This is a genomic window from Nocardia sp. PLKS1-43 (assembly GCF_059510335.1).
Genome location: NZ_JCAJZQ010000003.1, coordinates 404788 through 417396, shown reverse-complemented (window position 1 = coordinate 417396; position 12609 = coordinate 404788). Strand labels below are relative to the sequence as shown.

The following is a 12609-nucleotide window of genomic DNA, read 5'->3' as shown; positions in this document are numbered from 1 at the left end:
ATGAGTGAAGAGCCGACCGGCACCGACCTCGACGAAGCCGTGCTGAAGGGTCCGCCCAAGACCCTGGCCGGAGGGCTCGTCAAGGCCGTGCGCCCGCGCCAGTGGGTCAAGAACGTCCTGGTGCTGGCCGCACCGCTCGCGGCGGGCAAACTGCCGGACGGCAAGTACGCGATCGCCGATGTGACCAGGGACTGGCATATCGGCATCGCGTTCGTGGTCTTCTGCATGGCGGCCTCGGGCATCTATCTGATCAACGACGCGATGGACGTGGAGGCCGACCGGGCCCACCCGACCAAGCGTTTCCGGCCGATCGCGGCCGGTGTGGTGCCGATCAACCTGGCCTACGTCCTGTCGGTCGTGCTGCTGGCCGGCTCGCTGCTGATCTCCTTCCTGGCCGCCTGGCAGCTGGCGGTCACCATGGCGGTGTACATCGGCATTCAGCTCGGATACTGCTTCGGCCTCAAACACCAAGCGGTACTGGACATCTGCATCGTCTCCTCGGGCTTCCTGCTGCGCGCGGTGGCCGGTGGCGCGGCCGCGGACATCCGGCTGTCGCAGTGGTTCCTGCTGATCATGGCCTTCGGTTCGCTGTTCATGGCGGCCGGAAAGCGCTACGCGGAGTTGAAGATCGCGCTGGACACCGGGGCGAAGATCCGTAAGTCGTTGCAGTACTACACACCTACCTACCTGCGGTTCATCTGGACGTTGTCGGCGACCGCGCTGGTCGTGTTCTACGGCCTGTGGGCCTTCGAGACCGACCACAAGCACACCCAGTGGTTCGCGATCTCGATGATCCCGTTTACGATCGCAGTCCTGCGTTATTCGGTCGACGTCGATGGTGGCGAGGCCGGAGAACCCGAAGAGATCGCGCTGGGGGACCGCATTCTGCAGTTCCTCGCCATCGCCTGGATCGGAGCGGTAGGTGTCGCTGTCTATCTCACCTGACGAGATGCTGGCAGACGGGGAAGAGCGGGATGGGACGGACGGTTCGAGCCGAGCGCTCGACCGTGTCCGACTACGTGATCCCGCACGGCGTTTCACGCTGTTCGCTCGCCTGGCATTCGTCGGTGGGGTGGTCACCACCGTGGTCGTCTTCGCCTGCGGCGCTTGGGCGCGTCGCTGGATCGCGGACGACGGCTTGATCGTTCTGCGCACCGTGCGCAATCTGTTGGCCGGCAACGGCCCGGTCTTCAACGCGGGCGATCGCGTGGAGACCAACACCAGTGCCGCGTGGACGTATGTGATCTGGTTCTTCAGCTGGATCACCCACGCCCGCCTGGAATATGTGAGTCTGTTCACCGCGCTGACGCTTTCGCTGCTCGCGGTGATGTTCGCGATGCTGGGCGCGGCGCGGCTGTGGGGCGGTGCGGCAACGCAATTGCTGCTTCCGGCCGGCGCTGTGGTTTACATCGCGATGCCGCCGGCCCGCGACTACGCCACCTCCGGCCTGGAGAACTGCCTGGTCATCTTCTGGCTCGGCGTGCTGTGGTACCTGCTGATCCGCTGGTCTCGAGCCGAACGCGTCCGGCTGCCAAGTCTTTTCGGACTGGTGTTCTGGGCCGGGTTGTGCTGGGTGGTGCGTCCGGAGATGACCATTGTCGGCGGGCTGGCCCTGCTCCTGGTGTTCTGCGCGCCGATGCCCGCTTCGCGGATGCGCCCGATTGTCCTGCGCGCCTGCATCGTCGTGGTCGGCGGTCTGGTTCCGGTGGGATATCAGATCTGGCGAATGGGGTACTACGGACTTCCGGTGCCCAACACCGCGATCGCCAAGGAGGCGGGCGGCGCGAAGTGGGGGCAGGGCCTGAAATATCTGTGGGATCTGAGCGGACCGTATTTCCTGTGGGCGCCGCTGCTGGTGCTCGCGATCGTCGCGGTACTGATCCTGCGCGCCCGCCGGGCGCACGCCGCCTCGGCCGAGACCGATGCGGAATCGGCTGCGGCGCCGGGACGTCCGGGGCTGCTCGGCCGGATCGAAGGTGTCCGGCACCGGTTGCGGACTCCGCGCGCGGTGGTCACGCTGGTCCTGGTCGGCGCACTGCTGCTGATCGTCTTCGAACTGCGCGTCGGCGGCGATTTCATGCACGGCCGAATGTTGTTGCCGCAGTTGTTCACTCTGCTGCTGCCGGTGGCGGTGCTGCCGGTGTGGCGGTTCGGCGCGGCCGCGCGCGGTGCGCTGCACCGGAATTGGGCGTTCGCGCTGCCGGTGGTCTGGGTGGCCATGATCGCCTGGGCGCTGTTCGCCGCGAACACCACCGGTAACAAGTCCGGCGCCGGCATCAGCGCGGACGGCATCGTCGACGAGCGAATCTACTACGTGCTCAACAGCGGTCACGATCATCCGGTCCTGGCCGAGGACTATCTGGACTATCCGCGCATGCGGGCGATGGTCGAGGACATCGACAACACCCCCAACGGCGGCCTGCTGCTGAACTCGCCGTCGTTCATGATGTGGTACATCGCGCCGCCGCCGCTGCCGATCCCCGAGGGCGGGGCCGGTCACACCGTCTACTTCCTGAATCTCGGCATGACCAGCATGAACGTTCCGCTGAACGTGCGCGTCATCGATCAGGAGGGCCTGGCCTACCCGCTGGCCGCGCATTCGGACCGGCTCACCGACGGTCGGATCGGACACGACAAGAACCTGTATCCGGACTGGCCGCTGGCCGATACCGGCATGGTCGACCGGCACCCGTGGATGCCCTGGTACATGGACGAGAAGTGGGCGATGCGGGCGCACACCGCGCTGTCCTGCCCGGCCACCCAGGATCTGCTGGCCTCCTCGCGCGCCCCGCTGACGCTGTCGCGGTTCAAGCACAACCTGATCCAGGCGTGGTCGTTCTCCAAGTACCGCATCGATCGGGTGCCCAAGTACGAGATCGAGCGTTGTCATCTGGTCGATCCCGCCCCGGCGCCGCCCCCGCCGGCGCTTACACCGCCGAAGTAGATCCCGCCCTTCCGGTAGCTGTGAAATGACTGTGTATTCCCAGGTGCGGTCCGACCCGGTTGGAAGCCGGGTCGGACGGGCGAATCTCCAGGTCATAACGGCCGCGTGTGATCATCTCGGCGGGCCGGGAACCGGCCACCACAGGACCGTGCCGATCGGTTTCAAACTGCGTTTTACACCACTTAGTCTCATTTTGATAACGCCGAGGCATGGTTTGCACGATAAGCTCACCGAGAACTTCCGCCCGGCGGTGCAAGCCTGCTTGCGCTGGTGGGCGGGCCCGCACGAAGCGGCCGAGCCCGGCCGCACAAAGGAAAGGCCGAACAGGATATGCGAGGCGTGACTGTGCGTTGGGCGCAGGAAAGACGTCGGAGACGGTCGCTCGATCAGGGTTCGCGGCGACGGTCCGGCTGGATGAGGCGCTCGGCGCTCGGACTGGCGTTGGCTACGTTGTTGCCGATCGGAATGTCGGCAGCGGAGGCGGGTTCCGCGTCTGCGGCGTTCAACCCGACCGGATTCGACTTCTGGGTCAATTCGTCCATCATGGGTCCGATCAAGTCGCGGGTCTTCCGCGCCGCCGACGGGAACACCGACCGCGTGGTGTACGCGCTCGACGGTGAACGCGCCGGTCTGGATCTGTCCGGCTGGGAGATCAACACCGACGTCGCGGCGGCGCTCACCCGCGCCAACATCAACGTGGTGATGCCGGTCGGCGGTCAGTCCAGCTTCTATATGGACTGGAATTCGCCCAGCTCGTTCCTGGGCATTCCGCCGCAGGCCGGTTCGTCCGGGTCGTCCTCGGGCTCCTCGTCCGGGTCGGGCGGGCTGCAGATTCTCGGGCAGGGCCCGGGTAAGAGCTACCGGTACGACTGGGAAACCTTCGTCACCCGCGACCTGCGGAACGCGCTGCGTGACCGGCTCGGCTTCCGGAGCACGCGCAACGGCGTGTTCGGCCTGTCGATGGGCGGCAGTGCCGCGCTGACGCTGGCCGCGCACCACCCGGACATGTTCCACTACGCGGGCGCGTACTCGGGTTATCTGAACATCTCCGCGCCCGGTATGCGTGAGGCGTTGCGCGCGGCGATGATCGACGCCGGCGGCTACAACATCGACTCGATGGCCCCGCCGTGGAGCCCGAAGTGGTTCTACATGGATCCGTTCGTGTTCGCCCCGCAGCTCAAGGCCAACAACACCAGGCTGTGGATCGCCGCGGGCAGCGGTATCCCGGGGGCGGGTGACGTTTCCAACGCGATGGACGTCATCCAGGGCTCCCCGCTCGAGGCGCTGGCCCTGGCCAACACCCGGGCCTTCCAGATCCGCATGCTGAGCCTGGGCGCGCAGAACGCCACCTATGATTTCCCGGCCGTCGGTGTGCACAACTGGCACAACTGGGAGCAGGAAGTCGACAAGATGATTCCGGACATGTCCGCCAATATCGGCTGACCACCCGGGCAGGCGAAGGCCGTGGACGGAGTTCTCTCCGCCCACGGCCTTTCCCTTTTTCCGCTGCCGTCCGAGATACGGCCGATCCTGCGGGTCCGGACCGCCGAGCCCGGGCAACGCGGCGTCGGCTCGAACACGCCGAAGCCGAGCAGAGGCCAAATAACACGCCGGTAGCCGATACTCGTTTCGTATCGACCATTCAGTGCTGTACGCAAGGCGCAGCGTATGCGCCGAGGAGTTCGTCTGTGTTGTCCGAATAGATGGGGTGCCGGGCCGCGAGCGGGTGTGCGGAGACCGATGCCCGAGCGAAAGGCGAGACGCGATGCGATGTGCGCCCAGGAAGCCTGGTTTCGGTATCCCCGGCACCCGACTATCGTCAACGGGCCGCGGGTTCGCCCGTTCGGCCCGGAAATGGCTGGGCCGCACCGCATTGGCGGCGGCGTTGGTCGTGGCCATGCCGCTCGGTCAGGCGGTGCACGGCGATGCGCCGAAGGCCGCGGCGGCGTTCGATCCGCATGCCTTCGACTTCTGGGTGAACAACGGGTCGATGGGCCCGGTCAAGACCCGCATCCTGCGGGCGCGCGACGGCAATACCGATCGCGTCGTCTACGCCTTGGACGGTATGCGCGCCCGGCAGGACCTCAACGGCTGGGAGATCGAGACCAATGTGGCCGAGGTGCTGGCCAATTGGAATATCAATGTCGTGATGCCGGTCGGCGGCCAGTCCAGCTTCTACGCGGACTGGAATGCGCCGAGTTCGCTCTTGGGCCTGCCGCCGACCAATTTCGGTTCCTCCAGTGGCTCGGGCGCGACCGAGACGTTCATGTCCGGGCCGGGTAAGGACTACCGGTACGACTGGGAGACGTTCCTGACCCGGGATCTGCGCAACGCGCTGCACGACCGGCTCGGTTTCCGGGCCACCCGCAACGGCGCCTTCGGCCTGTCCATGGGCGGCAGTGCGGCGCTGATGCTGGCCGCCTACCACCCCGATCAGTTCAGTTACGCCGGGGCGTTCTCCGGATATCTGAACGTCTCCGCGCCCGGTATGCGCGAGGCCATTCGCATGGCCATGGTCGACGCGGGCGGATACAACGTGGACGCGATGGCGCCGCCGTGGGGGCCGAAGTGGCTGGCGATGGATCCGTTCGTATTCGCGCCCAGGCTGGTTGCCAACAACACGAGGCTGTGGATCGCGGCGGGCAGCGCCCTTCCCGACCAGGCCGACCTGGCCGGGCCGGTGGGCGCCGCCGCCGATCGCGTGGTCCGCGGTATGCCGCTGGAAGCATTGGCGCTGGCGAACACTCGGGCATTCCAGGTGCGAATGAACACGCTCGGCGCGCGCAATGTGGTGTATTCGTTCCCCAATTACGGCATCCACGACTGGATCAACTGGAGTAACGAGGCGTACCGGATGATTCCGGACATGTCGCGCAATATCGGCTGACCGCCGGAGTTGTTCCGCGGCCCGGGACCGTCGGGTCCCGGGCCGAATGCGGTTCCGGTCGCGATGCGCGGCATCCGCGGTCCGGATTGTGTTGTGCGAGCGGATTTGCAGTTACCACGAATTCTTGGTTCCGGGAAGGGTTCCCGCGACATAACCGTGGGAACGCGATAGGGTCACTGCACGATTACGAAAGGTCTCGGGCGGATTTCGGACACGGATACGCCCGCATCTTGCTAACCGCTGATCGGTCGAATATGGTCCAGCGAGCGCAAGTGTGACCACCTCGTAGACGCGGCGTTGCTCGCATCGGAGATCGGGATCCGAGACGGGTGTGTACCGTGCCGTCGACGGCAGCCCGGCTGCGGTCGCGCGGTACGCCTACAACAGCAGACTACAGCAGCAGAAAGTGAGCAGTATCCATGCGTTTCGGCAGGTCCGCAGCGCCGGCGTCGGATTCGGCGCCCGCCTCGGCGGGAGTCTCCCAAGGGCGGCGAATTGCTCGGTTCGGTTGGCGCGCGCGACTTCTCGCCGTCGGCGCCGCTGCGCTGGCGCTCCCGCTGGCGACGGCAGCAGCAGTCCCGTCGGTCGCCATGGCGTCCCCGATCGTCGGTCATCCGGTGCATCGCACCCCGGCCGGCGGCTACCAGGAGCTGATGGTTCCCTCCCAGATGGGCCCGGTCAAGGTCCAGGTGCAGTGGGCCAGGCGCGGCGGCAATGCCGCGCTGCTGCTGCTCGACGGCCTGCGTGCTCGCGACGACCGCAACGCGTGGTCGTTCGAGACCAACGCGCAGCAGATGTTCGGTAACGACAACGTCACGCTGGTCATGCCGGTGGGCGGGCAGTCCAGCTGGTACGCCGACTGGCAGTCGCCGAGTAACACCAACGGCCAGAAGTTCACCTACATGTGGGAGACGTTCCTGACCAGGGACTTGCCCAACTTCCTGGCGAACTACAACGTCTCGCGCAGCAACTGGGCGGTCGCGGGCCTGTCCATGAGTGGCCCGGCGGCGCTGCGCCTGGCGGCGTTCCACCGGAACCAGTTCAAGTACGCGGCCTCGTTCTCCGGCCCGCTGAACTGGAACGCGCCGGGTATGCGTGAGGCGATCCGCGTCATGATGCTCGACGCCGGCCGGTTCAACGCCGACTCGATGGCCGCGCCGTGGAGCCCGCAGTGGCTGCGCTCGGACCCGATGGTCTTCGCGCCGCAGCTGCGTGGCCTGCCGATGTTCATCTCCTCCGGCAGCGGTCTGCCGGATCAGCGCGACAACATGGGTTCCGCTGTGGGCCTGTTCAATACAGGTAACGCCATGGCACTCGAGGCCATCGCGATGGTCAGCACGTACACCTTCCAGGCGCGTCTGCAGTCGCTGGGCATCCCGGCCACCTACGACTTCCCGGCCACCGGTACCCACATCTGGCGGAACTGGCAGGACGAGCTGGCCAAGGCCCGTCCGGGCATCCTGGCGGCCCTGCACGCCTGACGATCAATCAGCTCCCCGACCGGCGTCGTGCCTCGTGCACGGCGCCGGTTGTCGTTTGCGGCCGGTTTGTCCGCTCGCCCAGGGCCGTTGAATGGACAACTCATAGTGTTATCCGCGCGTCGGCGCGTTCAAACGTGATTCGCGCGGTAGAAAAACCCCTGTGGCAGGTGTGGCGTATGAGAGCAGAGGGAGTGCGAAACGCGCCCGTGCGCGCCGGCTCGGGCTCGCGGCGCTATCCGCCGCTGTCGTCCTTCCGCTAACCGTCGGCTATCCCGCGGGCACCCCGGCTGTCGCCCAGCCACCCACCGCACCGGCTCCCGCTCCCCAGCCACCCACCTCACGAATCTCCCCAGCTCCCACCCCCGCAGCTCCGGCCAGGGTGGCCCCCGCCGCCGCGCCACCGGGCACTCCAGCGGCTCCGGCCCCCGCGACCTCGACCCCGGTACTCCCGGCCAAGGTCGCAGCCCCTGCTGCACCGGCCCCGGTGCCGCCATCCCGATCTGCCTCCGCGGTTCCGGGCCGTGGCGCCCCGGTCGCCGCTCCCGCAGACTCGGCGTCAGCACCCGTTGCCCCGGCTGCTCCTCCCCCCGCCGCCCCGCCCCGCCCTGCTACGCCGGCTCCCGTCGGCGGGACTCGTATCGCCGCATCTGCCCCAACTCCTGCGGCAGCTCCGCCTGCCCCCGCCGCACCTTCCTCGGTACCGGCCGCGCCTGCTCCGGCTCACGCCCCCGCTCCGGCTGTTCCGGCAGTGGCACCACCGCGGCCTGTTGCGTCGGCTCCCGTCCGCGGGACTCGTATTGCCGCACCTGCCCCAGCTCCTGCGGCAGCTCCGCCTGCCCTCGCTACACCTTCCTCGGTACCGGCCACGCCCGCTCCGGCTCACGGTCCAGCTCCTGCCCCGCCTGCCCCGGCTCCTGGTCTTGCCCCGGCCGCTCCGGCCCCTGCGTCGGTTCACGGTCCTGCTCCAGCCAGTCCTGCACCGGCTGCTTCGGCTCCCGCTCCAGCCGCGCCCGCTCCGGCGGCCCCTGCATCGGCTGCTTCGGCTCATGGTCCCGCTCCGGCCGGTCCTGCTCCGGCTCGCGCGCCCGCTCCGCCCCCTCCGCCCCCTCCGGCTGCTCCGGGGGGGACACCGGCGGCGGGAGTGCAGCCTCCCGTTCCGGCCGCGCCGCAGCCCGCGGCTCCTCGGCCCGCGCCGCAGCCCGCGGCTCCTCGGCCCGCGCCGCAGCCTGCCGCTCCGCCGCCCGCACCTCAGGCCGCTCCCGCACCTCAGGCCGCTCCGGCTCAGGCCGCACCGGCACCTCAGGCCGCGCCCGCACCTCAGGCCGCGCAACCGGCTCCCGCGCCGGTCAAGCCCGCACCCCCGCCGGCTCCGCTGCCGGGTGGGGCGAGTGTGCAGAAAGTGGTGTGGTTGACGAGCCGGTGGGTGTCGTTGTGGATCAATTCGCCGTCGATGGCCACGCCGGTTCAGGTGCAGCTGTTGTTGCCGCGCGATTGGTACGCGCGTCCGGACATGCGGTTCCCGCAGCTGATCATGCTCGACGGGCTGCGCGCGACCGACGACTACAGCGGCTGGACGCACGACGCCGGGGCGATCGACTTCTACGCCGACAAGGATGCGCTGGTCGTGCTGCCGATCGGCGGGCAGTCCAGCTTCTACTCCGACTGGGCCCGCCCCGACAACGGCAAGAACTACCAGTGGGAGACCTTCCTGACCAAGGAACTGTCCCCGGTTCTGGAGAATCAGTGGCGGGCCACGGCCGCGCGCGGCGTCGAGGGCCTGTCGATGGGCGGCACGGCGGCGATGTTCCTGGCCGGGCGCAATCCGAACTGGGTGAAGTACGCCGCCTCCTATTCGGGCTTCCTGACCACGACGACGCTGGGCATGCCGCAGGCGATCATGTACGCGATGCGGGATGCGGGCGGATTCGACGCGAACGACATGTGGGGTCCACCGACGAGTTCGGAGTGGGCCGCGCACGATCCCGCCGGTCTCGCCGAGAAGCTGAAGGGAATCAGCCTGTACGTCTCGGCGGGCGCGGGCACCGCGGGCGCCTACGACACACCGTCGGGTGTCGCGCCCGGTGCCAGCACGAATGTGGCGGGTATGGGCCTCGAGGTGCTGTCCCGGCTGACCACGCAGAACTTCGTCAGCAAGCTGAACAAGCTGGCGATCCCCGTGACCGCGCAATACCGGCCCTCGGGCACGCATTCGTGGCCGTACTGGGATTTCGAGATGCGGCAGTCCTGGCCGCAGGCCGCGCAGGCGCTCGGCGTGCCCGCCGACGCTCCCGCCTGCACATCCGGCGGCGCGATCGCGGCCGCGGCGAAGGTCGGCTCCTGGCTCGGCCCGTGCACCACGGGCGAATATCAGGTGGCCGGGGGCAGCGCACAGGACTTCCACGGCGGCCAGGTTTTCCGGTCCCCGTCGACCGGCGCCCATCCGGTGGCCGGTGCGATCGGCGGCACCTATCAGGCGACCGCGGGACCCGCTGGGCCACTGGGATTTCCGGTCGGCGACGAACGTCCGCTGCCCGATGGCCGCGGACGGTTCCAGGGCTTCGGCAACGGTGTCATCTATTGGACCCCGCAGACCGGCGCGCAGGTGGTGCGCGGGGCGATCCTGGAGACGTGGGGCAAGCAGGGGTTCGAGCGCGGTCCGGCCGGATATCCGACCGGACCGGAGACCAGGACACCGAACCGGGACGGCGTGGTGCAGGGGTTCCAGAACGGCCCGATCTACTTCAGCGCCAAGTCCGGAGCCCATCGGGTCCTCGGGCTGATCCTGGGCAAGTACGCACAGCTCGGCTTCGAGAACAGCTTCCTGGGTTTCCCGGTCGCCGAGGAGCAGCCGCTGGTCAACGGCGGCCGGATCAGCCGGTTCGAGGGCGGCAACATCTATTGGAGTCCGCTGTCGGGCGCGTGGGCGGTACGGACCGGACCGATCATGGACGCCTGGGCCCGGCAGGGCTTCGAACACGGCAAACTCGGCTATCCGATCAGCGACGAGTTCCCGGTTCCCGGCGGTGTGCAGCAGAACTTCCAGACCGGCTACGTCGTCATCCAGAACGGAAAGCCGGAAATCCACGGGCTGTAATCTCGGCCTCCGCTTCGCTCGGGCGGGTTCGCGGCCCCCAGGTCTCGCGCTCGGCCCCGTGTCGGGCACTCGCAGCCGCCACGCGTCCGAGCGGCGCGATGGGCCGCGAACCTTGGTGCCGGTGTTGTCGGGGGCAGGCGAGCCGGGGTGATCTTCGGGTGATTCTCGACTCCATCGGCACGCGTGCGAATGGTGAGATGGGCCGCGAACCTCGGCGTTGTCCGGGTGAGCGAGCGTGGTGATGCCGGCGGTGGCTCTCGATGCCACGGCACGCGTTTCGAATGATGAGATTGGGCGGCGGACCTCGGGGTGGTGTTGAACCGGCTTCGCGGAAACAGCTGTGCGGGATTCCTCGCCGGCCTGCGACCTGTGCGTGACTGCCGGGACGCATGGGGCCGAGGTGTCGTCCGGAGTTGAGCGGGGTGGGGGTTGTGTCGTCGGCCTGTTCGTGACGGCGGGGCCCTGAACCGTGTGGCTTCTTCGTCGATGCGGCTAGCCTGGACGGCGACCTTCTGCCCTGACCCAGATCGAGGATACGAATTCATGCTTCGGACCAGTGGAAAGGCGGCCGGCCTCGCCGGACGCGGTGTTGCCGCGGGTGCGGCCGTCACGATCGCCTCCGTCTTGCTGCTCACCGGCTGCGGCGGTAACGACTCGACCGCGTCGAGCACGCCCACGCTGAAGACCTCGACCACCACCGCCGCGCCGACCACCACGACGTCCGCCCCCGCCACCGCCCCGAGCACCACCGCGGCGGCCCCGAAGACGACCACGAGCGAGCAGCCGCAACCGGCCGTGACGCCCACCCTGGCCCCGCCGAAGATCACCGCGAAGGACCAGGCGTTCCTGGACGCGCTGAAGGCGCGCGGAGTCTCGGTGTCCTCCGCGGACATCCCGCTGGCCGTGGCGAACTACATCTGCCAGGCCAAGAAGAGCAATGTCTCGCAGCAGGAGGTCCAGACATACGTGAACGCGATGGCCGGTCAGGACCCCTCCTATGACCCGAACAAGATGCCGATCGCCCAGCTCGGCCAGATCTATGTCGATGTAGCCAACCAGACGTACTGCAACAAGTGAACGCGCGACGGTACGGCAGAGGCGTGCGCGGACCGCGCCGCCGGGGGGTTGGATGTCTGACGATTCTCGCGGTCCTCGCGGTGTTCGTCGTTCTGGTGATACTGCTGTGGTACATGCTGGCCGGCTGCTCGCACGTGCCCGTGCCGACGCCGCCCGGGACGACCAAGAAGCCGACCTCGCAGCCGGCCTCCTGTCCGGACGTGCAGTTGCTGTCGATCCCGGGCACCTGGGAGTCCAACAGCAACGACGACCCGCACAACCCGACCGCGAACCCGGCGTCGCTGATGCTGAACGTCACGCGGCCGGTCCGGCAGCAGTTCGCGAACAGTCGTCTGGACGTCTACACGGTTCCGTATGTGGCGCAGTTCTCCAATCCGATCGCCATCCCGCCGGACGGCCAGGCCTCCTACAACGTCAGCCGGTCCGAGGGCGCCGCGCGCGCGGTGGCCGAGCTGACCACCATGTACAAGAACTGCCCGCTCACCACCTACGTGATCGCGGGGTTCTCGCAGGGCGCGGTCATCGCAGGTGATATCGCCGCCGATATCGGCGCGGCCAAGGGGCCGGTCCCGGCCGATCAGGTGCTCGGTGTGATGCTCATCGCCGACGGCCGCCGCCAGCCGGGGCCGGGACAGGCGATCGAGGTCGGCCCCACGCCGCCGGGGGTGGGCGCGGAGGTCACCCTGCGGGGGCTGAGTGTGCCGGGTATCACCATGACCGGGCCGCGGTCGGGCTTCGGCGCACTCGCCGGTCGCACCTACACCATCTGCGCGAAGGGCGATCTGATCTGCGATGCGCCGATTCAGGCACTCACCCCGGTGAATATGTTCCCGAGTCTGCTGACCCTCGTCCGCGCGGCCGGGAACCCGGTGCACAGCCTGTACAACTCGTTCGTCGTCGACGCCGACAACCGCAGCACCGCGACGGACTGGACCGCGGGCTGGGCCGAGGGGCTGATCAACGGCGCACCGCATCCGAAGCACTCGTGACGAGGATTGGTGAGGGCCTCGCCGGGAGCCTTCGTTGGTCAGGACTCGAGGAGAACCCCTCGGATCGCCGCACAGGCTGTAAAGTGCACCTCTGATCGCGACGCCGGAGCCGGTCCACCGGGACCGACCGGCGTCGC

General features: G+C 68.2%; 9 protein-coding genes. 8 read left to right on the top strand and 1 reads right to left on the bottom strand.

Translation table 11 applies throughout. The features are described from left to right. From AC5WS7_RS13715 to AC5WS7_RS13695, 5 genes are all read left to right on the top strand, one after another. Nucleotides 1-945: a decaprenyl-phosphate phosphoribosyltransferase gene (locus AC5WS7_RS13715; RefSeq protein ID WP_495954838.1), complete on the top strand. Its 945-nt coding sequence runs from the start codon at nucleotides 1-3 to the stop codon at nucleotides 943-945. Nucleotides 946-949: 4 nt separating this feature from the next. After that, nucleotides 950-2944 carry an arabinofuranosyltransferase AftB family protein gene (locus tag AC5WS7_RS13710; RefSeq protein WP_495954837.1) on the top strand — a complete coding sequence of 665 codons (1995 nt, stop codon included), beginning with the start codon at nucleotides 950-952 and terminating at the stop codon, nucleotides 2942-2944. A gap of 414 nt (nucleotides 2945-3358) precedes the next feature. Continuing rightward, nucleotides 3359-4387, top strand: a complete 1029-nt coding sequence (locus tag AC5WS7_RS13705) for an alpha/beta hydrolase (protein ID WP_495954836.1) — start codon at nucleotides 3359-3361, stop codon at nucleotides 4385-4387. 454 nt (nucleotides 4388-4841) lie between these two features. Then, nucleotides 4842-5831: an alpha/beta hydrolase gene (locus AC5WS7_RS13700; protein WP_495955176.1), complete on the top strand. Its 990-nt coding sequence runs from the start codon at nucleotides 4842-4844 to the stop codon at nucleotides 5829-5831. Between the two features lie 419 nt (nucleotides 5832-6250). Next, on the top strand, nucleotides 6251-7312 hold the full coding sequence (locus AC5WS7_RS13695) for an alpha/beta hydrolase (protein ID WP_495954835.1): 1062 nt from the start codon (nucleotides 6251-6253) through the stop codon (nucleotides 7310-7312). Between the two features lie 267 nt (nucleotides 7313-7579). Here the strand turns inward: AC5WS7_RS13695 and AC5WS7_RS13690 are convergent, their stop codons facing one another. After that, nucleotides 7580-7768, bottom strand: a complete 189-nt coding sequence (locus AC5WS7_RS13690; protein ID WP_495954834.1) for a hypothetical protein — start codon at nucleotides 7766-7768, stop codon at nucleotides 7580-7582. Between the two features lie 943 nt (nucleotides 7769-8711). Between AC5WS7_RS13690 and AC5WS7_RS13685 the strand changes: the two genes are divergently transcribed. The 3 genes from AC5WS7_RS13685 to AC5WS7_RS13675 all read left to right on the top strand — a co-directional run bounded on the left by AC5WS7_RS13685 (nucleotide 8712) and on the right by AC5WS7_RS13675 (nucleotide 12472). Then, the gene (locus tag AC5WS7_RS13685) at nucleotides 8712-10406 is read left to right on the top strand and encodes an alpha/beta hydrolase-fold protein (protein WP_495954833.1); all 1695 of its coding nucleotides are present in this window, start codon (nucleotides 8712-8714) and stop codon (nucleotides 10404-10406) included. Nucleotides 10407-10949: 543 nt separating this feature from the next. After that, nucleotides 10950-11483: a DUF732 domain-containing protein gene (locus AC5WS7_RS13680; protein WP_495954832.1), complete on the top strand. Its 534-nt coding sequence runs from the start codon at nucleotides 10950-10952 to the stop codon at nucleotides 11481-11483. Further along, nucleotides 11480-12472, top strand: coding sequence for a cutinase family protein (locus tag AC5WS7_RS13675; protein WP_495954831.1), 993 nt, complete (start codon nucleotides 11480-11482; stop codon nucleotides 12470-12472). Before AC5WS7_RS13680 ends, AC5WS7_RS13675 begins: the two co-directional genes overlap by 4 nt. Nucleotides 12473-12609 lie beyond the last annotated feature (137 nt).